The sequence below is a fragment of the Superficieibacter sp. HKU1 genome (genome assembly GCF_029319185.1).
Lineage (GTDB): Bacteria > Pseudomonadota > Gammaproteobacteria > Enterobacterales > Enterobacteriaceae > Superficieibacter.
Window position 1 is genome coordinate 1,060,141 of sequence record NZ_CP119754.1, and the last position, 23,956, is coordinate 1,084,096.

At 53.8% G+C, this 23,956-nt stretch carries 24 protein-coding genes; 16 read left to right on the forward strand and 8 right to left on the reverse strand.

Annotated elements, in window-relative coordinates; all coding sequences use genetic code 11:
* Positions 1-99 precede the first annotated feature (99 nt).
* The 12 genes from skp (at position 100) to tilS (ending at position 15,172) form a co-directional block, all read left to right on the forward strand.
* A complete protein-coding gene (gene skp, locus P0H77_RS05090) occupies positions 100-585 on the forward strand; it encodes a molecular chaperone Skp (RefSeq protein ID WP_276163857.1) in 486 nt (161 codons plus the stop codon).
* 3 nt (positions 586-588) lie between these two features.
* The gene (gene lpxD / locus P0H77_RS05095; protein ID WP_276163858.1) at positions 589-1,614 is read left to right on the forward strand and encodes a UDP-3-O-(3-hydroxymyristoyl)glucosamine N-acyltransferase; all 1,026 of its coding nucleotides are present in this window, start codon (positions 589-591) and stop codon (positions 1,612-1,614) included.
* Between the two features lie 105 nt (positions 1,615-1,719).
* Complete coding sequence (gene fabZ, locus P0H77_RS05100) at positions 1,720-2,175, forward strand: 3-hydroxyacyl-ACP dehydratase FabZ (RefSeq protein ID WP_004145858.1); 456 nt, start codon at positions 1,720-1,722, stop codon at positions 2,173-2,175.
* 3 nt (positions 2,176-2,178) lie between these two features.
* Complete coding sequence (gene lpxA, locus P0H77_RS05105; protein ID WP_276163860.1) at positions 2,179-2,967, forward strand: acyl-ACP--UDP-N-acetylglucosamine O-acyltransferase; 789 nt, start codon at positions 2,179-2,181, stop codon at positions 2,965-2,967.
* The gene (gene lpxB / locus P0H77_RS05110; RefSeq protein ID WP_276163861.1) at positions 2,967-4,115 is read left to right on the forward strand and encodes a lipid-A-disaccharide synthase; all 1,149 of its coding nucleotides are present in this window, start codon (positions 2,967-2,969) and stop codon (positions 4,113-4,115) included. Before lpxA ends, lpxB begins: the two co-directional genes overlap by 1 nt.
* Positions 4,112-4,708, forward strand: coding sequence for a ribonuclease HII (gene rnhB / locus P0H77_RS05115; protein ID WP_276163862.1), 597 nt, complete (start codon positions 4,112-4,114; stop codon positions 4,706-4,708). Before lpxB ends, rnhB begins: the two co-directional genes overlap by 4 nt.
* 40 nt (positions 4,709-4,748) lie before the next feature.
* Entirely contained in the window at positions 4,749-8,231 is a 3,483-nt protein-coding gene (dnaE, locus tag P0H77_RS05120; protein WP_276163863.1) for a DNA polymerase III subunit alpha, read from the forward strand.
* A gap of 12 nt (positions 8,232-8,243) precedes the next feature.
* On the forward strand, positions 8,244-9,203 hold the full coding sequence (accA, locus tag P0H77_RS05125) for an acetyl-CoA carboxylase carboxyl transferase subunit alpha (RefSeq protein ID WP_276163864.1): 960 nt from the start codon (positions 8,244-8,246) through the stop codon (positions 9,201-9,203).
* Between the two features lie 177 nt (positions 9,204-9,380).
* Entirely contained in the window at positions 9,381-11,141 is a 1,761-nt protein-coding gene (locus tag P0H77_RS05130) for a glycoside hydrolase family 19 protein (RefSeq protein WP_276163865.1), read from the forward strand.
* 76 nt (positions 11,142-11,217) lie between these two features.
* Positions 11,218-13,356: a lysine decarboxylase LdcC gene (gene ldcC, locus P0H77_RS05135; RefSeq protein ID WP_276163866.1), complete on the forward strand. Its 2,139-nt coding sequence runs from the start codon at positions 11,218-11,220 to the stop codon at positions 13,354-13,356.
* A 58-nt stretch (positions 13,357-13,414) separates the two neighbouring features.
* On the forward strand, positions 13,415-13,804 hold the full coding sequence (locus P0H77_RS05140) for a VOC family protein (RefSeq protein ID WP_276163867.1): 390 nt from the start codon (positions 13,415-13,417) through the stop codon (positions 13,802-13,804).
* 63 nt (positions 13,805-13,867) lie between these two features.
* A complete protein-coding gene (gene tilS / locus P0H77_RS05145) occupies positions 13,868-15,172 on the forward strand; it encodes a tRNA lysidine(34) synthetase TilS (protein WP_276165050.1) in 1,305 nt (434 codons plus the stop codon).
* A gap of 28 nt (positions 15,173-15,200) precedes the next feature.
* Here the strand turns inward: tilS and rof are convergent, their stop codons facing one another.
* Both rof and P0H77_RS05155 read right to left on the reverse strand, forming a co-directional pair.
* The gene (rof, locus tag P0H77_RS05150) at positions 15,201-15,461 is read right to left on the reverse strand and encodes a Rho-binding antiterminator (RefSeq protein WP_133159286.1); all 261 of its coding nucleotides are present in this window, start codon (positions 15,459-15,461) and stop codon (positions 15,201-15,203) included.
* Entirely contained in the window at positions 15,448-15,648 is a 201-nt protein-coding gene (locus tag P0H77_RS05155; protein WP_103678264.1) for a YaeP family protein, read from the reverse strand. Before P0H77_RS05155 ends, rof begins: the two co-directional genes overlap by 14 nt.
* 196 nt (positions 15,649-15,844) lie before the next feature.
* Between P0H77_RS05155 and P0H77_RS05160 the strand changes: the two genes are divergently transcribed.
* The 3 genes from P0H77_RS05160 to nlpE are packed head-to-tail and all read left to right on the forward strand — an operon-like array spanning position 15,845 to position 17,522.
* Positions 15,845-16,390 carry a YaeQ family protein gene (locus tag P0H77_RS05160; protein WP_276163868.1) on the forward strand — a complete coding sequence of 182 codons (546 nt, stop codon included), beginning with the start codon at positions 15,845-15,847 and terminating at the stop codon, positions 16,388-16,390.
* Positions 16,387-16,809 (forward strand): alternative ribosome rescue aminoacyl-tRNA hydrolase ArfB, encoded by a 423-nt coding sequence (arfB, locus tag P0H77_RS05165; protein WP_276163869.1) that lies wholly within the window; start codon positions 16,387-16,389, stop codon positions 16,807-16,809. Before P0H77_RS05160 ends, arfB begins: the two co-directional genes overlap by 4 nt.
* A 32-nt stretch (positions 16,810-16,841) precedes the next feature.
* Positions 16,842-17,522, forward strand: a complete 681-nt coding sequence (gene nlpE, locus P0H77_RS05170; protein ID WP_276163870.1) for an envelope stress response activation lipoprotein NlpE — start codon at positions 16,842-16,844, stop codon at positions 17,520-17,522.
* A gap of 51 nt (positions 17,523-17,573) precedes the next feature.
* Here nlpE and proS read toward each other — a convergent pair whose 3' ends face one another.
* The 6 genes from proS to metN form a co-directional block, all read right to left on the reverse strand.
* Positions 17,574-19,292 (reverse strand): proline--tRNA ligase, encoded by a 1,719-nt coding sequence (proS, locus tag P0H77_RS05175; RefSeq protein ID WP_276163871.1) that lies wholly within the window; start codon positions 19,290-19,292, stop codon positions 17,574-17,576.
* A gap of 111 nt (positions 19,293-19,403) precedes the next feature.
* The gene (tsaA, locus tag P0H77_RS05180; RefSeq protein ID WP_276163872.1) at positions 19,404-20,111 is read right to left on the reverse strand and encodes a tRNA (N6-threonylcarbamoyladenosine(37)-N6)-methyltransferase TrmO; all 708 of its coding nucleotides are present in this window, start codon (positions 20,109-20,111) and stop codon (positions 19,404-19,406) included.
* Positions 20,108-20,512, reverse strand: coding sequence for an Rcs stress response system protein RcsF (gene rcsF, locus P0H77_RS05185; protein WP_276163873.1), 405 nt, complete (start codon positions 20,510-20,512; stop codon positions 20,108-20,110). Before rcsF ends, tsaA begins: the two co-directional genes overlap by 4 nt.
* Positions 20,513-20,619: 107 nt before the next feature.
* Entirely contained in the window at positions 20,620-21,435 is an 816-nt protein-coding gene (metQ, locus tag P0H77_RS05190; protein WP_276163874.1) for a methionine ABC transporter substrate-binding lipoprotein MetQ, read from the reverse strand.
* A gap of 37 nt (positions 21,436-21,472) precedes the next feature.
* Positions 21,473-22,126 carry a methionine ABC transporter permease MetI gene (locus tag P0H77_RS05195; RefSeq protein WP_176919733.1) on the reverse strand — a complete coding sequence of 218 codons (654 nt, stop codon included), beginning with the start codon at positions 22,124-22,126 and terminating at the stop codon, positions 21,473-21,475.
* Entirely contained in the window at positions 22,119-23,150 is a 1,032-nt protein-coding gene (gene metN, locus P0H77_RS05200) for a methionine ABC transporter ATP-binding protein MetN (RefSeq protein ID WP_276163875.1), read from the reverse strand. Before metN ends, P0H77_RS05195 begins: the two co-directional genes overlap by 8 nt.
* 189 nt (positions 23,151-23,339) lie before the next feature.
* Here metN and gmhB point away from each other — a divergent pair, with 189 nt between their 5' ends.
* On the forward strand, positions 23,340-23,900 hold the full coding sequence (gmhB, locus tag P0H77_RS05205; RefSeq protein ID WP_276163876.1) for a D-glycero-beta-D-manno-heptose 1,7-bisphosphate 7-phosphatase: 561 nt from the start codon (positions 23,340-23,342) through the stop codon (positions 23,898-23,900).
* Positions 23,901-23,956 lie beyond the last annotated feature (56 nt).

The window sequence follows — 23,956 nt, forward strand, 5'->3', positions numbered from 1 at the left end:
TTGTAGTGTAGCGCTGACATCAGTTGATCCCGCAAGGGATCAACTGGTCACGCAAAGAACGGTACCTGCGGGTACCAATGGGATGGTAAGGAGTTTATTGTGAAAAAGTGGTTATTAGCGGCAGGTCTTGGTTTAGCAATGGTTACCTCTGCTCAGGCAGCGGACAAAATCGCAGTTGTTAACATGGGTAGCCTCTTCCAGCAGGTAGCACAGAAAACTGGCGTCTCTAATTCTCTTGAAAATGAGTTTAAAGGCCGCGCGGCTGAGCTGCAGAAAATGGAAGGCGACCTGCAAAGCAAAATGCAGCGCTTACAGTCTATGAAAGCCGGTTCTGAACGTACCAGGCTGGAAAAAGATGTTATGGCGCAGCGCCAGACTTTCGCTCAGAAAGCGCAGGCTTTTGAGAAAGATCGTGCGCAACGTTCTAACCAGGAACGTACCAAACTGGTTACTCGTATCCAGACTGCAGTGAAATCTGTCGCGAACAGCCAGAACATCGATCTGGTTGTCGACGCCAATACCGTTGCTTACAACAGCAGCGATGTTAAAGACATCACCGCTGATGTGCTGAAACAGGTTAAATAAGTAATGCCTTCAATTCGACTGGCTGACTTAGCCCAGCAGTTGGATGCAGAGTTACACGGTGATGGCGATATCGTCATCACCGCTGTCGCGTCCATGCAATCTGCTCAGGCAGGTCATATCACTTTCATGGTAAATCCTAAGTACCGTGAACACCTGGCCGCTTGCCAGGCGTCTGCTGTGGTGATGACGCCTGACGATCTTCCTTTTGCCACGAGCGCAGCGCTGGTAGTGAAAAATCCCTACCTGACCTATGCGCGGATGGCTCAAATTCTTGATACCACCCCACAGCCAGCGCAGGATATCGCGCCGGGTGCGGTCATTGATCCTACGGCCCGACTGGGCAACAACGTTTCTGTCGGCGCAAATGCGGTAATTGAATCCGACGTTGAGCTGGGCGATAACGTGGTCATTGGCGCGGGTTGCTTCATCGGTAAAAAGACGAAAATCGGCGCGGGTACCCGACTTTGGGCCAACGTTAGCATTTACCATGAGATTGAGATCGGCGCACATTGCCTGATCCAGTCCAGTACGGTGATCGGTTCCGACGGCTTCGGCTATGCGAACGATCGTGGTAACTGGGTGAAGATCCCGCAGTTAGGTCGCGTTATCATCGGCGATCGTGTTGAGATCGGCGCATGCACCACTATCGACCGCGGCGCGCTGGATGATACGATCATCGGCAATGGCGTCATCATTGATAACCAGTGCCAGATTGCACATAACGTTGTGATTGGCGACAATACCGCAGTTGCGGGCGGCGTTATCATGGCAGGCAGCCTGAAAATTGGCCGTTACTGCATGATTGGCGGTGCCAGCGTAATCAACGGGCATATGGAAATCTGCGATAAGGTGACGGTCACGGGAATGGGTATGGTCATGCGTCCCATTACTGAGCCCGGCGTCTACTCATCCGGTATTCCGCTTCAGCCCAACAAGACATGGCGTAAAACCGCCGCTCTGGTGATGAATATTGATGATATGAGTAAGCGTCTCAAAGCTATTGAGCGCAAGGTCAATCAACAAGACTAAAACGTCACTCGATCGTGTCTGTACATTCCGGCCTGTTGGCATTCATCAGATTGCCACAGGCCGTGTTATTATTGCTGTTCATTATATTTAGACAGGAAGAGTATTTTGACTACTGACACTCATACTCTGCATATTGAAGAGATTCTTGAGCTTCTGCCGCACCGTTATCCGTTTCTGCTGGTTGACCGCGTGCTGGATTTTGAAGAAGGTCGTTTTCTGCGCGCGGTGAAAAATGTCTCCGTAAACGAGCCATTCTTTCAGGGCCACTTCCCCGGCAAGCCAATTTTACCCGGCGTGCTGATTCTGGAAGCGATGGCTCAGGCTACCGGTATTCTGGCGTTTAAAAGCGTTGGCAAACTGGAGCCAGGCGAGCTGTACTATTTCGCAGGTATTGACGAAGCGCGTTTCAAGCGCCCGGTTGTGCCTGGCGATCAAATGATCATGGAAGTCACTTTCGAGAAAACCCGCCGTGGCCTGACCCGCTTTAAAGGCGTGGCGCTGGTTGACGGTAAAGTTGTTTGTGAAGCTACGATGATGTGTGCGCGTAGCCGGGAGGCCTGATACGTGATTGATAATACCGCCTTTGTTCATCCGACCGCCATTGTGGAAGAGGGTGCCGTCATCGGTGCCAGGGCGCACATTGGCCCGTTTTGTATTGTGGGACCCAACGTCGAGATCGGCGAAGGGACCGTACTGAAATCCCATGTTGTCGTTAATGGCCACACTAAAATTGGCCGTGACAACGAGATTTATCAGTTCGCTTCTATCGGCGAGGTTAACCAGGATCTTAAATATGCTGGTGAACCGACCCAGGTCGAAATTGGCGATCGCAACCGCATCCGCGAAAGCGTCACCATTCATCGTGGCACAGTACAGGGCGGTGGAGTGACGAAGGTGGGCAGCGACAACCTGCTGATGATCAACGCGCACGTCGCGCATGATTGTACGGTAGGCAATCGCTGTATTCTTGCCAACAATGCTACGCTGGCAGGACACGTATCGCTGGACGACTATGTCATTATCGGCGGCATGACCGCCGTCCATCAGTTCTGCATCATTGGCGAACACGTGATGGTCGGGGGGTGCTCCGGTGTGGCGCAGGACGTTCCGCCGTTTGTGATTGCACAGGGCAACCACGCCACGCCGTTCGGTGTCAACATCGAAGGGCTGAAGCGCCGTGGGTTTAGCCGGGAAGCGATTACCGCTATCCGCAATGCCTACAAACTGCTTTACCGCAGTGGAAAAACGCTGGAAGAAGCAAAACCAGAAATCGCTGAGCTGGCCGGACAACATCCGGAAGTTAAAGCCTTTACGGACTTCTTCGCACGTTCGACGCGCGGTCTGATCCGTTAATGGCAGAGCAACGCCCATTAACGATTGCCCTGGTCGCCGGAGAAACCTCCGGCGATATTCTTGGTGCCGGTCTTATTCGTGCGCTCAAAGCCCGCGTTCCTGACGCACGGTTTGTTGGTGTGGCAGGCCCTCGTATGCAGGCCGAAGGCTGTGAAGCCTGGTACGAGATGGAAGAGCTGGCCGTAATGGGCATTGTCGAAGTCCTGGGGCGCTTACGTCGCTTACTGCATATTCGTGCCGAGTTAACCCGTCGCTTTACTGACCTCAAACCGGATGTGTTTGTGGGCATTGATGCGCCTGACTTTAACATTACCCTTGAAGGTAATCTCAAAAAGCAGGGTATTAAAACCATTCATTACGTGAGTCCGTCCGTCTGGGCGTGGCGACAGAAACGCGTTTTCAAAATCGGTAGATCCACTGATATGGTGCTGGCTTTTCTGCCTTTCGAAAAAGCGTTTTATGACCGATTTAACGTACCGTGTCGCTTTATCGGGCATACCATGGCGGATGCGATGCCGCTGGATCCGGATAAAAACGCGGCACGCGATGCGCTGGGTATTCCCCATGACGCTCATTGCCTCGCCTTATTGCCTGGCAGCCGCGGCGCAGAAGTGGAAATGCTCAGCGCCGATTTCCTGAAAACGGCGCAGATTTTACGCCAGACGTATCCGGACCTTGAGGTAGTGGTGCCGCTGGTGAATGCCAAACGTCGCGAGCAGTTTGAGCGCATTAAAGCGGAGGTTGCTCCCGGACTTTCCGTTCACCTGCTGGATGGTATGGCACGGGAAGCGATGGTCGCCAGCGACGCTGCGCTACTGGCATCCGGTACGGCGGCGCTGGAGTGTATGCTGGCGAAATGTCCGATGGTAGTGGGATACCGGATGAAACCCTTTACCTTCTGGCTGGCGAAACGGCTGGTAAAAACCGATTACGTGTCGCTGCCTAATCTGCTGGCAGGCAGAGAATTAGTCAAAGAGCTTTTGCAGGAAGAGTGTGAACCGCAAAAACTCGCCGACGCGCTGTTACCGTTGCTGGCAAACGGCAAAACCAGCCATGCAATGCATGACACTTTCCGCGAACTGCACCAGCAGATCCGCTGTAATGCCGATGAGCAGGCAGCCGACGCGGTACTGGAGTTAGTCCCATGATAGAATTTGTGTATCCGCATACCCATCTGGTAGCGGGTGTGGATGAAGTAGGCCGTGGCCCGCTGGTTGGCGCGGTGGTCACTGCCGCTGTGATCCTCGATCCGGCACGTCCGATTGTGGGTCTCAACGACTCAAAAAAATTATCTGAAAAACGTCGTCTGGCGCTGTTTGATGAGATCACCGAAAAAGCATTATGCTGGAGTCTCGGACGCGCTGAGCCGAACGAAATCGACGAGCTGAATATTTTACATGCCACGATGCTGGCGATGCAGCGTGCGGTTGCCGGACTGAGCATTGTGCCTGAATATGTGCTGATTGACGGAAATCGCTGTCCGGCGCTGGCTATGCCTTCATTAGCCGTGGTAAAAGGCGACAGTCGGGTGGCGGAGATCAGCGCGGCCTCTATCATTGCTAAAGTGACGCGTGATGCTGAAATGGCGGCGCTGGATCTGACTTTTCCTCATTATGGCTTTGCGCAGCATAAAGGCTACCCGACCGCTTTTCACCTTGAAAAGCTGGCAGAGCACGGCGCGACAGAGCATCACCGGCGTAGCTTTGCGCCTGTTAAACGCGCACTGGGCCTGGTGTCCTGATTCTTGTGACGTAATTTAATCAACCGGAATCTCTCTATAGATGGCTGAACCACGTTTCGTTCACCTGCGGGTGCACAGCGACTATTCCATGATCGACGGGCTGGCAAAAACCGGGCCGCTGGTGAAAAAGGCGGCCTCGTCAGGCATGCCGGCGCTGGCGATCACCGATTTTATGAACCTGTGCGGTCTGGTGAAGTTCTACGGAACGGCGCACGGTGCCGGAATTAAGCCTATCATTGGTGCCGATCTTCATGTGCAAAGCGAGCTGCTGGCCGATGAAATGACCCAGCTGACGGTGCTGGCGATGAACAATATTGGCTACCAAAATCTGACGCTGTTAATTTCCCGTGCTTATCAGCGTGGTTATGGTCCGCTCGGTCCGTGCATCGATCGCGACTGGCTGGTGGAATTAAACGAAGGGCTGATCCTCCTGTCCGGCGGGCGTCTGGGTGACGTGGGCCGCAGCGTGATGCGCGGTAATAACGTCCTGGTCGATCAGTGTCTCTCTTTTTATGAAGCGCATTTCCCGGATCGTTTTTATCTTGAACTGATCCGCACCGGCAGACAGGACGAAGAAAACTACCTCCATGCCGCCATTAAGCTGGCTGAAGCGCGTGGTTTGCCGGTGGTGGCAACCAATGATGTGCGTTTTATTAACGCGGATGATTTCGACGCCCATGAAATTCGCGTTGCCATCCATGACGGCTTTACCCTTGACGATCCGAAACGGCCGCGTAACTACTCGACGCAGCAGTATATGCGTAGTGAAGAAGAGATGTGCGAGCTGTTCGCCGACATCCCGGAGGCGCTGGAAAACAGCGTGGAGATCGCCAAACGCTGTAATGTCACCGTCCGTCTCGGCGAGTATTTCCTGCCGCAGTTCCCGACCGGCGACATGACCACGGAAGATTTCCTGGTCATGAAATCGAAAGAGGGCCTTGAAGAGCGTCTGGAATTCCTCTTCCCGGATGAAGCGGTCCGTAAAGAGAAGCGTCCTGACTATGACGAGCGCCTGGATATTGAACTCCAGGTGATCAACCAGATGGGGTTCCCCGGCTACTTCCTGATCGTGATGGAGTTTATCCAGTGGTCGAAGGATAACGGCGTGCCGGTAGGCCCTGGCCGTGGTTCTGGTGCTGGCTCACTGGTGGCGTACGCGCTGAAAATCACCGACCTCGATCCGCTGGAATTCGACCTGCTGTTCGAACGTTTCCTTAACCCGGAACGTGTTTCTATGCCCGACTTTGACGTCGACTTTTGCATGGAAAAACGTGATCGGGTGATTGAGCACGTGGCCGATATGTACGGTCGTGATGCGGTTTCGCAGATTATTACCTTCGGTACGATGGCGGCGAAAGCGGTTATTCGCGACGTGGGCCGCGTGCTGGGGCATCCGTACGGCTTTGTGGACCGGATTTCCAAACTGGTGCCGCCCGATCCGGGCATGACGCTGGCGAAAGCGTTTGAGGCCGAGCCGCAGCTACCGGAAATCTACGAGGCTGACGAAGAAGTTAAAGCGCTGATCGACATGGCGCGTAAACTGGAAGGTGTCACGCGTAACGCCGGTAAACATGCCGGCGGCGTGGTGATATCACCCACCAAAATTACCGATTTCGCGCCGCTCTACTGTGATGAAGAAGGGCGGCATCCGGTCACCCAGTTTGATAAGAACGACGTAGAATACGCAGGCCTGGTCAAGTTTGACTTCCTCGGTCTGCGCACGCTTACCATCATCAACTGGGCGCTGGAGATGATTAACAAGCGCCGTGAGAAAAACGGCGAGCCGCCGCTGGATATCGCCGCCATCCCGCTGGATGACAAGAAAAGTTTCGACATGCTGCAACGCTCGGAAACCACCGCGGTGTTCCAGCTTGAATCGCGCGGCATGAAGGATCTGATCAAGCGTCTGCAGCCGGACTGCTTCGAGGATATGATCGCCCTGGTGGCCCTGTTCCGTCCCGGCCCGCTCCAGTCGGGAATGGTGGATAACTTTATTGACCGTAAGCACGGGCGTGAAGAAATCTCCTATCCGGATGTGCAGTGGCAGCATGAGTGTCTGAAGCCGGTACTGGAGCCAACCTACGGCATTATCCTGTATCAGGAACAGGTCATGCAGATTGCCCAGGAGCTTTCCGGCTATACCCTCGGCGGCGCGGATATGCTGCGCCGTGCGATGGGTAAGAAAAAGCCGGAAGAGATGGCCAAGCAGCGCGGCACCTTCGAAGAGGGCGCGAAGAGTCGCGGCGTCGACGGCGAGCTGGCGATGAAAATCTTCGACCTGGTGGAGAAATTCGCCGGGTACGGGTTTAACAAATCGCACTCCGCCGCTTATGCGCTGGTGTCGTATCAGACGCTGTGGCTGAAAGCGCACTACCCGGCCGAGTTTATGGCAGCGGTAATGACCGCGGACATGGATAATACGGAGAAGGTCGTCGGGCTGGTGGATGAGTGCTGGCGGATGGGGCTGAAAATCCTGCCGCCGGATATTAACTCCGGGCTGTATCATTTTCACGTCAACGATGACGGGGAAATCGTGTATGGTATTGGCGCGATTAAAGGCGTGGGCGAAGGTCCGATTGAAGCCATCATTGAAGCGCGTAACAACGGCGGCTATTTCCGCGAGTTGTTCGATCTCTGCGCCCGCACCGATACTAAAAAACTGAATCGCCGGGTACTGGAAAAACTGATCATGTCCGGGGCGTTCGATCGTCTCGGGCCGCATCGCGCGGCGCTGATGAATTCGCTTGGCGATGCACTTAAGGCCGCCGATCAGCATGCGAAGGCGGAAGCGATTGGTCAGGCAGATATGTTTGGCGTTCTGGCGGAAGAGCCGGAGCAGATCGAGCAATCGTACGCCAACTGTCAGCCCTGGGCAGAACATACGGTACTGGAAGGCGAGCGGGAAACGTTAGGGTTATACCTGACGGGCCATCCGATTAACCGGTATCTGAAAGAAATTGAGCGTTATGTCGGCGGCCTGAGGCTAAAAGACATGCATCCAACCGAACGTGGTAAGATGACCACGGCGGCGGGGCTCGTCATTGCTTCGCGGGTTATGGTCACCAAGCGCGGCAATCGCATCGGCATCTGTACGCTGGATGACCGTTCCGGGCGGCTGGAGGTGATGTTATTCACCGAAGCGCTGGAAAAATACCAGCATTTGCTGGAAAACGACCGCATACTTATCGTCAGCGGACAGGTCAGCTTTGATGACTTCAGCGGCGGGCTTAAAATGATGGCCCGTGAAGTGATGGACATTGACGAAGCTCGCGAAAAATATGCTCGCGGGCTTGCTATCTCGCTGACGGACAGGCAAATTGATGACCAGCTTTTAAACCGACTCCGTCAGTCTCTGGAACCCCATCGCTCGGGGACCATTCCAGTACATCTCTACTATCAGAGGACGGATGCGCGTGCGCGACTGCGCTTTGGCGCAACGTGGCGCGTCTCTCCGAGCGATCGTTTACTTAACGATCTCCGTGGCCTCATTGGTTCGGAGCAGGTGGAACTGGAGTTTGACTAATACAGGAATACTATGAGTCTGAATTTCCTAGATTTTGAACAGCCGATTGCAGAGCTGGAAGCGAAAATCGATTCTCTGACTGCGGTTGGCCGTCAGGATGAGAAACTGGATATTAACATCGACGAAGAAGTGCATCGTCTGCGCGAAAAAAGCGTAGAGCTGACGCGCAAAATCTTTGCCGATCTCGGCGCATGGCAGGTAGCCCAACTGGCGCGTCATCCGCTGCGCCCCTACACCCTGGATTATGTCCGCCTGGCATTTGATGAATTCGATGAGCTGGCAGGGGATCGCGCTTATGCTGACGATAAAGCTATCGTTGGCGGCATTGCGCGTCTGGATGGACGCCCGGTGATGATCATTGGTCATCAAAAAGGGCGTGAGACCAAAGAGAAAATCCGCCGTAATTTCGGTATGCCTGCACCAGAAGGTTATCGCAAGGCGCTGCGTTTGATGGAAATGGCCGAGCGTTTCAATATGCCGATCATTACTTTTATCGATACCCCGGGAGCCTATCCTGGCGTCGGTGCGGAAGAGCGTGGCCAGTCGGAAGCGATTGCCCGTAACCTGCGTGAAATGTCGCGTTTACGCGTGCCGGTTATCTGTACCGTTATTGGTGAAGGGGGTTCCGGCGGTGCGCTGGCGATTGGCGTGGGTGATAAAGTGAACATGCTGCAATACAGCACCTATTCCGTTATCTCGCCGGAAGGCTGTGCGTCTATTCTGTGGAAAAGCGCCGATAAAGCGCCGCTGGCTGCTGATGCCATGGGCATCATCGCGCCGCGCCTGAAAGAGTTGAAACTCATCGACTCTATCATTCCAGAACCGCTGGGTGGCGCGCACCGTAATCCGGAAGCCATTGCTGCATCACTGAAGGCACAACTGCTGGATGATCTGGCTGACCTTGATGTGCTGGGCAAAGACGACTTGCTCAACCGTCGCTATCATCGCCTGATGAGCTACGGTTACGCCTGATTATTTTGCTGACATTATTTTCCGAAGCCGGGTATCACCCGGCTTTTTTTATGATTTTTTTATCGCATAAAAAATGAGAATTTGATGAGGTCATATGATTAGCCGATAAGGCGATTTCTCCCTGAAACTACAGGCACTGCCAGGCATTCGGCAGTGAATACCATCAAGGAGAAGAATATGGCATTGCAAAACAAAATGGCCTTAAGCGCCATAGCGGCAGGGATCCTGCTCGGTTTATCATCCGCTCACGCGGCATTACTTGGCGACAGCGCGCCAGTGACAATTAAGACAAGCGAATTAGCGGCGAAAGAAAAAGCACTTTCCGACTTTCCGCTAATGTCGGCGGTCAAATCTTCCATTCAAACCCTCGATAACGCCGAAGTTGAAAAAATTGCGGTGGGACGGGCGGCAAACCCGGCTAACGTTAAACGCGTTGAAAGTATCCTGACGGAGAAAGACTGGGATTTCCTGTTCCCGATGCGCGCACCAGAATATACCTATCTTAATTTCCTGAAAGCGATTGGTAAGTTCCCTGCTGTCTGCGGAACCTATACAGACGGTCGTGACAGCGATGCGATTTGCCGTAAAACGCTGGCAACCATGTTTGCGCACTTTGCTCAGGAAACCGGCGGTCATGAAAACTGGCGTGATATTCCTGAATGGCGTCAGGCGCTGGTCTACCTGCGTGAAGTGGGCTGGGTAGAAGGTCAGAAGAACGGCTATAACGGTGAATGTAACCCGGACGTATGGCAGGGACAGACCTGGCCGTGCGGTAAAGATAAAGACGGCGATTTCGTCAGCTACTTTGGTCGTGGGGCAAAACAGCTTTCCTATAACTACAACTACGGTCCGTTCTCTGATGCCATGTATGGCGACGTTCGTCCGTTACTGGATAAACCTGAACTCGTCGCGGATACCTGGATGAACCTGGCGAGCGCGGTCTTCTTCTTTGTTTACCCGCAGCCGCCGAAACCCTCCATGCTGCACGTTATTGATGGTACCTGGCAGCCAAACGATCATGATAAAGCTAACGGCCTGGTGTCGGGTTTTGGCGTAACGATCCAGATCATTAACGGTGGCGTAGAATGCGGTGGTGCGGATGAAAACGCCCAGTCTCTTAACCGTATTACTTACTACAAAGAGTTTGCTAACTACCTGAAAGTCCCGGTACCCGCAGACGAAGTGCTTGGCTGTAAGAACATGAAGCAGTTCGATGAATATGGCGCAGGCGCGTTGCCAATTTACTGGGAGCAGGACTGGGGATGGAGCGCAGATACCGCCGATGGTAAAACCTATTCCTGCCAGCTGGTTGGCTATCAGACGCCGTATACCGCTTTCAAAGAAGGCGACTATGCAAAATGCGTACAACACTATTTCAACGTTAACATTGTCGATGACAGCGGCAACGCGAAGCCTGAACCCACACCGGAACCGGCTCCGACGCCGACACCAGCGCCTGCCGCTAACGTTGCGCCGGTCGCACACATTGCTGGTCCAGTTGGTGCGGTAGAGGCGGGAAGTAAGGTCTCCCTGAGCGCTGCGGGATCGACGGATGCCAACGGTGACAAACTCACCTATACCTGGATGTCGCAGGATGGTCAGACGCTCAGTGGGGCAGACAAAGCCGTCATCACGTTTAACGCGCCGGCGAAAGACAAAGACGCGCAGTATGTCATCAGTCTGAAAGTGAGCGATGGTTCTCTGAGCAGCATGACCAGCTATACGCTGAACGTTAAAGCGAAAGCAGGCCAGGACGATTCCACCGTTTATCCGGCATGGAGCGCGAAAACGAAATGGAAATCTGACGATATCGTCAATAACCACGGCGTGCTGTATCAATGTAAGCCGATGCCGGCAGGAGCCTGGTGTAATGTGGCGCCTTCCTACTACGAGCCTGGTGCAGGTATTGCCTGGCAGGATGCGTGGAAAGCGCTGTAATGAAATAAATCACGCCAGTGCAACGCGCTGGCGTGATTGTTACTATGCTTAGCTATGGTTTTTTCAGGAGTAACGCGTGAATATCATAGCTATCATGGGGCCGCACGGGGTCTATTATAAAGACGAGCCAATCAAAGAGCTTGAAAGTGCGCTTCTGGCGCAGGGCTTCAAAATCATCTGGCCGCAAAACAGTTCCGATCTGCTGAAATTTATTGAGCACAACCCGCGTATTTGCGGCGTCATTTTCGACTGGGATGAATATTCCGTTGATTTATGCAGCGAGATTAACCAGCTCAACGAATACCTTCCGCTGTATGCCTTTATCAATACGCATTCGACGCTGGACGTCAGCGTGCATGACATGCGAATGGCGCTGTGGTTTTTCGAATATTCGCTGGGCGTTGCTGAGGATATCGCGGGCCGTATTCATCAATATACCGGTGAATATCTGGACAACATCACGCCGCCGTTTACCAAAGCGCTGTTCAACTATGTCAAAGAGGGAAAGTACACGTTCTGTACGCCTGGACATATGGCAGGAACGGCTTATCAGAAAAGCCCGGTCGGCTGTCTGTTTTATGATTTTTTTGGTGGCAATACGCTGAAAGCGGACGTGTCGATTTCGGTAACCGAACTTGGCTCGCTGCTCGATCATACCGGTCCGCATCTCGAAGCTGAAGAATATATCGCCCGCACTTTTGGCGCGGAGCAAAGCTATATGGTCACCAACGGCACATCGACCTCGAATAAGATTGTCGGGATGTACGCTGCGCCGACCGGCAGTACGCTGTTGATTGACCGTAACTGCCACAAGTCGCTGGCGCATTTGCTGATGATGAGCGACGTCGTGCCGCTGTGGCTCAAGCCGACGCGTAACGCGCTGGGGATCCTCGGCGGTATTCCACGGAGTGAGTTTACCCGCGAAAGCCTGAGCGAAAAGGTCGCCGCCGCGCCGCAGGCGCAGTGGCCGGTGCACGCGGTGATCACCAACTCGACCTATGACGGCCTGCTGTATAACACTAACTGGATCAAGCAGACGCTGGATGTGCCATCAATTCATTTTGATTCGGCCTGGGTTCCCTATACTCACTTCCACCCGATTTATCAGGGAAAAAGCGGGATGAGCGGCGATCGCGTACCGGGGAAAGTGATTTTTGAAACTCAGTCGACGCACAAAATGCTCGCCGCACTTTCTCAGGCCTCGCTTATCCATATTAAAGGTGATTACGATGAGGACACCTTTAATGAAGCCTTTATGATGCATACCTCAACCTCGCCAAGCTACCCGATCGTCGCCTCGATTGAAACGGCGGCGGCGATGCTGCGCGGCAATCCGGGTAAACGGCTCATTAACCGCTCCGTCGAACGGGCGCTGCATTTTCGTAAGGAGGTTCAGCGGCTGAGAGAGGAATCGGAGGGCTGGTTCTTCGATATCTGGCAGCCGGAAGAGGTCGATGAAGCGGAATGCTGGCCGGTGGCACCCGGCGAAACGTGGCACGGGTTTAACGACGCCGACGCCGATCATATGTTTCTCGATCCGGTCAAAGTGACGATCTTAACGCCCGGCATGGATGAACAGGGGATCATGAGCGAGGAGGGGATCCCCGCTGCGCTGGTGGCGAAATTCCTCGACGAGCGCGGCGTAGTGGTGGAGAAAACCGGGCCCTATAACCTGCTCTTTCTGTTCAGCATCGGTATCGATAAAACCCGTGCGATGGGATTATTACGCGGCCTGACCGAGTTTAAGCGCGCCTACGATCTCAATCTGCGGGTAAAAAACATGCTGCCGGATCTCTATGCCGAAGATCCTGATTTCTACCGCAATATGCGCATTCAGGATCTGGCGCAGGGGATCCACAAGCTCATCCGCCAGCACGATCTTTCCCGCCTGATGCTGCGAGCGTTTGACGTATTACCGGAAATGAAAATGACGCCGCATCAGGCATGGCAGCGCCAGATCAAAGGGGATGTGGAAACGATTGAGCTGGAGAAGCTGGTGGGGCGTATCTCGGCGAATATGATCCTGCCGTACCCGCCGGGTGTGCCGCTGTTGATGCCGGGTGAGATGATCACCGAAGAAAGCCGGGCGGTGCTCGATTTCCTGCTGATGCTGTGTTCTGTAGGTCGTCACTATCCTGGTTTTGAAACCGATATCCACGGTGCGAAGCGTGATGAAGAGGGCGTTTATCGGGTGAGAGTCTTAAAAAGCGCGTGAGCACTTGCAGAGCCTCTGGCAGGGCAGTAACGTGCTGGCATACGTTAAGGAGAAGATTATGCTGGGTTTAAAACAGGTTCATCATATTGCGATTATTGCCACGGATTACGCCACAAGTAAGGCGTTTTATTGCGACATTCTGGGGTTTACGCTGCAGGGCGAGTTTTATCGCGCCGAGCGCGATTCCTGGAAGGGCGATCTGGCGCTTAATGGTCAGTATGTTATCGAGCTTTTTTCATTTCCTTTTCCGCCCTCGCGTCCCAGTCGTCCGGAAGCCTGCGGTTTGCGGCATCTGGCGTTCAGCGTGGATGACATTGACCAGGCCGTGGCGCATCTGGAGGATCACGGCGTGGCCTGCGAGCCGGTACGTATCGATCCGTTTACCGATAAGCGCTTCACCTTCTTTAACGATCCCGATGGCCTGCCGCTGGAGCTTTACCAGCAGTAACGCTTGCCAATCCGTCCGTTGCCCGGTAACGTTCCGGGCAATGTTCCTTTAGCCAGTTCGATCATGACGCTGCCAGCCATCGCCCATTCTCTCCATCCTCACCGCCAGTTTCTGATTGCCTTCAGCGGCGGACTCGACTCCACGGTTCTGCTGCATCAAATGGTGTGCTGGCGCAGACAGTCGCCGGATGTCGCCCTGCGCGCTATTCATATCCATCACGGCATCAGCCCGTTTGCCGATGGCTGGGTAACGCACTGCGAGGATGTTTGCCAGCAGTGGCAGGTGCCACTGAGTGTGAAGCGGGTAACGCTGGTTAATGAAGGGCTGGGGACCGAGGCGCACGCGCGGCAGGCACGGTATCAGGCTTTTCGCGAAGCCCTGCTGCCGGGGGAGGTGCTGGTAACGGCGCAGCATCTTGACGATCAGTGTGAAACGTTTTTACTGGCGCTCAAACGCGGCAGCGGCCCGGCGGGGCTATCCGCGATGGCGCGCGTCTCGTCATTTGCTGATACCGTTTTGATTCGCCCTCTGCTGGGTGAAAGCCGACATGCGCTGTATCAGTGGGCTGAGCGCCATCAGCTGCGCTGGATAGAAGATGAGAGCAATCAGGATGATGCCTACGACCGCAACTTTCTGCGTTTACAGGTACTGCCGCAGTTGAACGCGCGCTGGCCGCATTTTGCTCAGGCTACCGCGCGTAGCGCGGAACTGTGCGCCGAGCAGGAGCAGTTGCTGGATGAATTGCTTGGCGATGAATTATGTTCACTTGTGGATGAGTACGGCGCGCTGGATCTGTCGCCGTTACAGGCCAAAAGCCCGGTATTTCGCGCCGCGATACTGCGCCGCTGGCTGGCTGGCCACGGTGCGCCGATGCCGTCACGCGAGATGCTGGCGCGCATCTGGCAGGAGATGGTCCTGGCGCGTGAAGATGCCTCGCCCTGCCTGCGAATGGGGTTATTTGAACTTCGCCGCTATCAGCGCAAGTTATGGTGGGTCACACCGCGTCCGGCACAGACGGGTAATATTTTTCTCTGGCCTGATATCTGCCAGCCGTTACCGCTACCCGATGGACTGGGCCAGCTATCGCTGGTGCCGGGCGGCGACTTACGTTTGCCGCTGGCCGATGAGCCGGTTTCGATCCGTTTTAAAGCAGCGGGAACGTTGCATATTGTCGGGCGCAACGGCGGACGCAAGCTCAAAAAAATTTGGCAGGAACTGGGCGTCGCGCCCTGGCATCGTGATACTACGCCGCTGCTGTTTTACGGCGAAACGCTGGTGGCCGCGGCAGGTTACTTTATCACACGGGAAGGGCAGGTGGAGGTAGGTACTGGCATGACGCTGGTGCAGGAGCGGGGAAATGTCGGGTAATGCAACGCTTACCCGACAAGAGGACGCATCAGGATTCGCTCACCACCACGGTGCCAATATCCGGATGACTAAAGCTGGTAATTTTGTCCAGGCGCAGCTCACGGCTGGTGCCGGACGCCTCAACAACCAGATACTCTACGTTTTTGCGCGAGACTAAATCAGCGGCTTTCGCCTTCAGTACTTCACCGTCTTTCAGTTCCAGCGTCAGTAAAAGGTGATGCTGGCAGGCGAGCTCGAGATTGTCATAGTCATCGCAATTGATGGGTTGATACGTTTCATTCATTGACATAATCGCTCACCAGTAAGTTCGCGGCAGCATACGCCGCCTTTTCTCTGACCGACTCTGAAAGGGCATCATCCGCAGCCATTTCATTGAGCACTTTAAGTACGCAACCCAGCGCATCCGGGACATACCCCAAATCTCCGCTGGCGATTTCCGCATACCGCTTGCGTATTAACTCACAATATTGTTCCACATTCCCTCCTGTCAATGCTCTGACTACATCGTGGATGCAAGTTTAAGCCTACGAAGATAAACCCTGTTTAGCAAGGCGACTATACCATAATCAAGTAAGCAATATCAGCGGGATGAAAACGTATCTGGCTAACACAGAACAGCCTTTTGCTCCTGTTTTCGCTACAATAGAGGCTACTTTTTGAAGGAGCAGTTTCATGGCGCTAAAAGCGACAATTTATAAAGCGGTTGTTAACGTAGCCGATATGGATCGTCATCACTATCTTGATGCGACGCTCACTCTGGCGCGTCATCCCTCAGAAACGCAGGAGCGGATGATGCTGCGTCTGCTGGCATGGATTAAATACGCTAATGAACGTCTTCAGTTTACCCGTGGGCTGAGCGCAGAAGATGAGCCGGAACTCTGGCTGCGCAACGATCATATGGGCATTGATTTGTGGATTGATCTGGGTCTGCCGGACGAGCGCCGGGTAAAAAAAGCCTGCTCCCAGTCTGCCGGGGTAGCGCTATTTACTTACAACAGCCGCGCGGCCGACATCTGGTGGCAACAGAACCAACGTAAACTGTCGCAGTTTAAAAATCTGAGTATCTGGTATCTGGATGATGCGCAGCTGGCGCAATTGAGTGCTTTCGCAACCCGCACCATGACCTTACAGGCGACGATTCAGGAAGGAACGATCTGGTTGTCGGATAACGACAATAATCTGGAAATCCAGCTCACCGCCTGGCAGCAGCCCGCATGATCGCCCTATCCGGTAGCGTGGCAATCGGTGAGGATGAATTCACCATTACCGCCATTCGTGCGCAAGGAGCTGGCGGACAAAATGTGAATAAAACCTCAACGGCGATCCATTTACGTTTTGACATCCGGGCATCAACGCTGCCAGATTACTATAAAGAACGTCTTCTTGCCGCCAGCCACCATTTGATCACTGATGACGGGACGATCATCATTAAATCACAGGAGCACCGGACGCAGGAGATGAACCGGGAAGCCGCGATTGCCCGGCTGGTGTCGGTAATTCAGGAGCTGACGGTGGTGCAAAAAAGCCGTCGCCCGACACGCCCGACGCGCGCCTCGAAAGAACGCAGGCTGGCGTCAAAAGCGCAAAAATCTTCGGTGAAATCGCTACGTGGAAAGGTGAAACGCTCAGCGGAGTGAGTCGGGGAAGATAACATCATAAGGAATCTGAGGTGAAAAAAGTCATATTATCCGCTGTAGCGGCGTGGGCGCTGGTTGCGCTTATCGGCTGTAATCACCGCGCCGGGGTAGAGACGGTTCAACCCGACCTGGCAGAACTGAAACCGATGCAGCAAAGCTGGCGTGGCGTACTGCCCTGCGCCGATTGCGCAGGGATTGAGACATCACTCTTTCTGGAGAAAGACGGAAGCTGGGTGATGAACTCGCATTATCTCGGCAGCGGAGAAAAAAATGCCGCTTTTGCCACCTACGGTACGTGGGCACGAACCGCTGACAAGCTGGTGCTGACGGATACGCAAGGCGAAAAATATTACTACCATGCGAAGGGCGAGGCGCTGGAGATGCTCGATCGTGCTGGTAATCCCATTACGTCACCGTTTAATCACACGCTTGAACCGGTGACCGCCAGTTTGCCGGACACGCCGATGGCAATGCGCGGTATGTATCGCGCCGTCGCGGGGATGGCGACCTTTACCGACTGTGTGACAGAGAAATCGGTGGTAATGGACAACACCGTACAAAATGCGGGAGCACGCGGGGAAGATAAGCCAGTGCTGGTGCTGATGGAAGGCCACTTTTCGCTCAGGACTGAGTCCGGTACCCGGGAGCAGGTCAAAGTGTTAACGCCTGACAGCAAGATGACTTTTGTGCCCGATAAAGGATGTGCGGAATAAAAAAAGCCCCGCGCTGGCTGGCGCGGGGCTATATCACGTCAACGTCGGCAGTTAGCCTTTGATCTGTTTGACCAGATAGCTAACGATGTCGCCAGTCTTGATCAGCTGTTTCTCACCGTTACGGCGATATTTATATTCAATATCGTCATTGTCGAGGTTACGGTCGCCCAGCACGATAGTGTGCGGAATACCAATCAGCTCCATGTCGGCAAACATCACGCCCGGACGCTCTTTACGATCGTCCATCAGCACCTCAATGCCCTGGGCGCGCAATTCGGCATACAGCTTCTCTGCCAGTTCCTGAACGCGGAAAGACTTGTGCATGTTCATCGGCAGAATGGCAACCTGGAACGGTGCGATAGCATCAGGCCACACGATACCGCGATCGTCAAAGTTCTGCTCGATGGCTGCCGCCACCACGCGTGTTACTCCAATGCCGTAGCAGCCCATGGTCAGGATCTGGTTACGACCATCTTCACCCTGTACTGAGGCTTTCAGCGCTTCAGAATATTTGGTGCCGAGCTGGAAGATATGGCCGACTTCGATACCACGTTTAATGAGCAGCGTGCCTTGTCCATCCGGGCTCGGATCGCCTGCGACCACGTTACGGATATCAGCCACTTCTGGCGTCGCCACATCGCGATCCCAGTTGACACCGAAATAGTGTTTGCCGTCGATGTTCGCGCCCGCAGCGAAGTCGCTCATGGCGGCAACGGTACGGTCAATCACCACCGGAATTGGCAGGTTAACCGGGCCGAGGGAACCCGGACCGGCATTCACCAGCGCGCGGATCTCGTCTTCGGTCGCGAAGGTCAGCGGGCTGGCCACCTGCGGCAGTTTTTCTGCTTTAACTTCATTCAGCTCATGATCGCCGCGAACCAGCAGGGCGATCAGCGGAGACTGGCTGCCTTCAACGGTTTTCACCAGCAGCGTTTTAACCGTTTTTTCAATCGGCAGAGTGAACTGCTCAACCAGCTCAGCGATGGTTTTGGCATTCGGCGTATCCACCACGGTCATTTCCTGAGTGGCGGCGGCGCGCGGTGCTGTGGGAGCCACTGCTTCAGCAAACTCAATGTTAGCGGCATAGTCAGAGGTATCGGAGAAGATCACATCGTCTTCGCCGCTCTGCGCCAGAACCTGGAATTCATGCGAGGCGCTACCGCCAATAGAGCCGGTATCCGCCTGAACCGCACGGAAATCCAGACCCATACGGCTGAAGATTTTGCTGTAGGCGGCGTACATGACATCATAAGTTTCCTGCAGTGATTCCTGCGAGGTATGGAAAGAGTAGGCGTCTTTCATCAGGAATTCGCGGGAACGCATGACGCCAAAGCGCGGACGCACTTCATCACGGAATTTGGTCTGGATCTGGAAGAAGTTCAGCGGCAGTTGTTTATACGAATTCAGCTCATTACGGATCAGGTCGGTGATCACTTCTTCGTGTGTCGGACCGAGAACGAATGGACGCTCCCCACGGTCAACGAAACGCAGCAGTTCCGGGCCGTACTGCTCCCAACGACCGCTCTCAACCCACAAATCAGCCGGTTGAACCACTGGCATTGACACCTCGATGGCACCGGCGTTGTTCATCTCTTCACGCACGATGTTTTCGACTTTTTTCAGAACGCGCAGGCCGGTCGGCAGCCAGGTGTATAACCCGGAGGCCAGCTTACGGATCATCCCGGCGCGCAGCATCAGCTGGTGGCTGATGACCTCGGCGTCGGCAGGTGTCTCCTTCAGAGTGGAGAGCAGATATTGGCTAGTACGCATGTTGTTACGGTTCCATTTGGACGATCGGAACAGGCTCAGTGCGAGCCTGACGCAAAAAAAGTGGTTTAGTTTACCAGTGTGGCGGGGATGCCAAAAGAGAGAGCGATAAAATTAGCGTGCTTCCAGAGCAAACACTTCAAATCCGGCCTCGCTGACGCGCCAGCGGACGTTGAAGTCCTCCAGCCATACGGCGTAGGTTTTACCCGCTTCTTCCTCTTTGCGGTAGGCCGGGCGCGGATCCTGCGCCAGCACTTCGGAAATAAAGGTTTTGAAATTCGGGTAACATTTTTGCAGGGCGAGAAGCTGCCGCTCAACGTCAGAAGTAAAGGTCACTGGCATATCCGCCATCGGCGGCTGTTGGGCGTAACCCGCACTGGCCTCGGGCAATGATTCAGCGAAGGGCAGGTAGGGTTTAATATCAATAACCGGTGTGCCATCTACCAGATCCAGCCCGCCCAATCGCAGGATCACCTGTTCTTTATGGCAGCGTATGTCTTTTAGCTCAACCAGCGACATACCGACAGGATTAGGACGAAAGGTGGAGCGTGTGGCAAAAACGCCCATTCTGGCATTACCGCCCAGGCGGGGAGGGCGTACCGTGGGACGCCAGCCGCCTTCCATGGTCTGATGGAAGACGAAGACAATCCACAAATGACTGAATGTCTCCAGGCCTCGTACGGCTTCAGCCTGGTTATAAGGTGCAAGCAGATGAAGTTCGCCGCCTGCGCTTTTCACCAGCCCTGGCTGACGCGGTACGGCAAACTTCTCTTTATAAGGTGAGTGAATAACCCCTATCTGCTCAAACTGAAATGCACTCATTTTGCCGAAACGTTAAGTGCGGAACCGACGCAGACGGCCTGACGATAGCAGCCCGGCGTACCGCTGGTGACTTCACAGCTGTGCAGCAGAACGGCATTGGCATGCATTTTGGAGGCATTAATCTGCATACGTTTACGGGCAGTCGGGATATTCGGCGGTGAATCCTGATTCGACGCCTGGCAGGAATCGCCCGAGACTTCACCCAGATCGCGGAAAGGTTTACCGACTAATGCTTCTGCATCCGTATAAATTTTTACCGGCGCGGCATAGGTTGTTTTTGGTTTTGCGGGTTCCGCTTTTGGCGGGACAGTGGTGCTTTGAACAGGTTCGACGGGAGATCTGCTTAATATGGAGCAGCCGCTGAGCATCAGTGCGACTAAACAGATCGGTAAAGCACGCATAATATTTCCTCAATGAATAACTGGGTGGTGAACTATTGAATCAGGTGCCCGCATAAATGACAAGACGGGCATAAGCCCGTCCTGAATGATATTACAGAGAGAAAAGATTACCAGCCTTTAACAGCGCCGCCGTTAAACACTTTGTTCGCTTCCTGATAAACTTCATCCGACTGATAAGCCTGAACAAACTTTTTCACGTTTTCCGCGTCTTTATTATCTTCACGCGCCACGATCAGGTTCACATACGGGGAATCCTTGTCTTCAACGAAGATACCATCTTTCGCCGGGGTCAGGCCGATCTGGCTGGCATAGGTCGTATTAATGACCGCCAGCGCGATTTGTGCATCGTCCAGTGAACGCGGCAACTGAGGCGCTTCCAGTTCAACCAGCTTCAGGTTTTTCGGATTTTCCGTAACGTCGAGAACGGTTGGCAGCAGGCCCACGCCGTCTTTCAATTTGATCAGACCCTGTTTTTGCAGCAGCAGCAGAGAGCGTCCAAGGTTGGTGGGATCGTTAGGCACGGCAATCTGTGAGCCATCCTGTAATTCATCAATCGATTTGATTTTTTTGGAGTAGCCCGCGATCGGATAAACAAAGGTGTTTCCGGCGATAGCCAGCTTATAGCCGCGATCTTTGATTTGCTGATCCAGATACGGTTTATGCTGGAAAGCATTGGCATCGATATCGCCTTTGCTCAACGCTTCGTTCGGCAGTACGTAGTCATTAAACGTCACCAGTTCGACGTCCAGGCCGTATTTTTCTTTCGCCACTTTTTGCGCGACTTCGGCAACCTGTTGTTCCGCACCGACAATCACGCCGACTTTAATATGGTTGGGATCTTTTTCGTCCTGGCCGCAACCCGCCAGGGCCAGAGAACCGATCAACGCTCCGACTGCCGCAAAGGTTTTAAATTTGAACGTCATACTATTTCCTTACTTAGCGTATTAGTGTTGTGTGATGCTATTTGTGAGTGACAGAACGGACGATACGATCGCCTGCGAACTGAATTAAATAAACCAGAACGACGAGTAATACCAGAACCGTATTCATTACCGTGGCGTTATACCCGATATAACCATACTGGTAGCCTATCTGCCCGAGGCCGCCTGCGCCAACAGCACCGCCCATTGCGGAGTAGCCGACCAGCGTAATCAGCGTGATTGTTGCGGCGTTCACCAGGCCCGGCAAGGCTTCCGGCAGCAGCACTTTGCGTACGATCTGCATTGGCGTGGCTCCCATTGCACGCGAGGCTTCAATCAGCCCGGCAGGGATCTCCAGCAGCGCATTCTCAACCATACGGGCAATAAAGGGTGCTGCACCGACGGTAAGTGGCACTATGGCGGCCTGTAAACCAATAGAGGTGCCAACAATCACCCGGGTAAACGGAATCATCCATACCAGTAAAATAATGAACGGAATGGAACGGAAGATGTTTACCAGCGCCGACAGCGTGCGGTAAAGCTTCGCATTCTCAATGATTTGCCCCGGACGAGTCACATATAAAAGTACGCCTACTGGCAGGCCGATGACAAAGCCGAAAAAACCGGAAACAAAGGTCATGGCCAGCGTTTCCCATACGCCACGCAGTAACAACCACATCATTGGCTCAGACATAACCCAGTACCTCTACTTTCACGTGGTGTTCCTGCAGCCAGGCAATGGCAGCTTGTGTATCTTGTTGCGCGCCGTGCATTTCGGTCAGCATAATGCCGAACTTAACGCCACCGGCATAATCCATCTGCGCGCTGATAATATTATTGTTAACGTTAAAACGACGAGCGGTTTCTGACAGCAGCGGAGCGTCGACCGACTGGCCGGTAAATTCCATGCGCAGCATCGGCACGCTATCCGCTGTCGATTCGGCTTTCAAACGCAGCAGATAATCTTCCGGAATATCCAGATGCAGCGTGGACTGAATAAACTGTTGCGCCAGCGGGGTTTTCGGGTGAGAAAACACTTCGCTGACTTTATCCTGCTCGATAAGCTCACCGTTGCTAATCACCGCCACGCAATCGCAGATACGCTTTACCACATCCATTTCATGGGTGATTAGCAGAATAGTCAGCCCTAAACGACGGTTGATATCCTTCAGTAGTTCGAGAATAGAACGCGTGGTGGCTGGATCGAGGGCGCTGGTGGCTTCATCACACAGCAAAACTTTCGGATTGCTGGCAAGGGCGCGGGCAATGGCCACACGCTGTTTTTGTCCGCCGGAAAGATTGGCAGGGTAGCTGTCATGTTTATCACTCAGACCTACCAGGTCGAGCAGCTCTTTTACCCGGCGATTGATTTCTTCACGCGGCGTAGCATCCAGTTCGAGCGGCAGCGCAACGTTACCAAAAACGGTACGCGAGGCCAGCAGGTTAAAATGCTGGAAAATCATGCCTATCTGGCGGCGCGCTTTTGTGAGGGCGGAAGCAGAAAGCGTAGTCAGTTCCTGGCCGTCAACCTGCACGCTCCCCTGCGTCGGGCGCTCAAGTAAGTTTACGCAGCGGATAAGCGTACTTTTACCCGCACCGGAAGCGCCAATGACGCCGTAGATTTGTCCGGCAGGGATATGCAGGCTGACATCGTTCAGCGCGTGAATAGTATGATTCCCTTGCTGGAAAACCTTAGTAATATTGGAAAGTTTAATCATTAGAGTATTTGTTATCGCTCTGGTGTTGGCCGTGGCATTTTCTTCTGCCATAGACGGGGAATGACCGTCAATCTGATGGATGTTAAGGCATCCAGACGGCTAAATCAATCGGGCTTTCTGCTTTCAGCGCTTTAATGGCTGCTGAAACATGCGATACTAACGCAACATGCCTTTTTCAGGAGCAATGCGGTGGCAAAATCAGTACCAGCTATATTTCTCGATCGTGACGGCACGCTTAATGTCGATCACGGTTATGTACACGAAATTGATGCATTTGAATTTATTGATGGCGTGATCGACGCCATGCGTGAATTAAAAGAGATGGGCTATGCGCTGGTGCTGGTAACGAACCAGTCTGGCATTGCGCGCGGTAAGTTCACCGAAGAGCAGTTTGAAACGCTGACGGAATGGATGGACTGGTCGCTGGCAGACCGGGGTGTCGATTTAGATGGCATCTACTATTGTCCTCATCATCCGCAGGGCAGCGTGGAAGAATTCCGTCAGACCTGTGATTGCCGTAAGCCCCATCCGGGAATGCTGCTCTCAGCAAAAGACTATCTGCACATTGATATGGCCGCTTCTTATATGGTGGGCGACAAACTGGAAGATATGCAGGCGGCAACAGCAGCTGGCGTCGGGACAAAAGTACTGGTGCGAACCGGTAAACCGGTAACCGAAGACGCAGAGAACGCGGCTGATTGGGTGATTAACAGCCTGGCAGACCTGCCTGGGGCCATTAAAAAGCGCTAAAAACAAGCATTGTGCTCAAAAGGTGACCGGTTGAAATAAAATTGCATTTTTCCCCT

Coding starts and splice junctions, on each gene's coding strand:
- lpxD (WP_276163858.1), top strand. CDS start 589: ATGCCTTCAATTCGACTGGCTGACTTAGCCCAGCAGTTGGATGCAGAG.
- P0H77_RS05140 (WP_276163867.1), top strand. CDS start 13,415: ATGCTGGGTTTAAAACAGGTTCATCATATTGCGATTATTGCCACGGAT.
- P0H77_RS05195 (WP_176919733.1), bottom strand. CDS start 22,126: ATGTCTGAGCCAATGATGTGGTTGTTACTGCGTGGCGTATGGGAAACG.
- rnhB (WP_276163862.1), top strand. CDS start 4,112: ATGATAGAATTTGTGTATCCGCATACCCATCTGGTAGCGGGTGTGGAT.
- lpxB (WP_276163861.1), top strand. CDS start 2,967: ATGGCAGAGCAACGCCCATTAACGATTGCCCTGGTCGCCGGAGAAACC.
- rof (WP_133159286.1), bottom strand. CDS start 15,461: ATGTCAATGAATGAAACGTATCAACCCATCAATTGCGATGACTATGAC.
- proS (WP_276163871.1), bottom strand. CDS start 19,292: ATGCGTACTAGCCAATATCTGCTCTCCACTCTGAAGGAGACACCTGCC.
- tsaA (WP_276163872.1), bottom strand. CDS start 20,111: ATGAGTGCATTTCAGTTTGAGCAGATAGGGGTTATTCACTCACCTTAT.
- dnaE (WP_276163863.1), top strand. CDS start 4,749: ATGGCTGAACCACGTTTCGTTCACCTGCGGGTGCACAGCGACTATTCC.
- P0H77_RS05160 (WP_276163868.1), top strand. CDS start 15,845: ATGGCGCTAAAAGCGACAATTTATAAAGCGGTTGTTAACGTAGCCGAT.
- P0H77_RS05130 (WP_276163865.1), top strand. CDS start 9,381: ATGGCATTGCAAAACAAAATGGCCTTAAGCGCCATAGCGGCAGGGATC.
- accA (WP_276163864.1), top strand. CDS start 8,244: ATGAGTCTGAATTTCCTAGATTTTGAACAGCCGATTGCAGAGCTGGAA.
- tilS (WP_276165050.1), top strand. CDS start 13,868: ATGACGCTGCCAGCCATCGCCCATTCTCTCCATCCTCACCGCCAGTTT.
- metQ (WP_276163874.1), bottom strand. CDS start 21,435: ATGACGTTCAAATTTAAAACCTTTGCGGCAGTCGGAGCGTTGATCGGT.
- rcsF (WP_276163873.1), bottom strand. CDS start 20,512: ATGCGTGCTTTACCGATCTGTTTAGTCGCACTGATGCTCAGCGGCTGC.
- metN (WP_276163875.1), bottom strand. CDS start 23,150: ATGATTAAACTTTCCAATATTACTAAGGTTTTCCAGCAAGGGAATCAT.
- arfB (WP_276163869.1), top strand. CDS start 16,387: ATGATCGCCCTATCCGGTAGCGTGGCAATCGGTGAGGATGAATTCACC.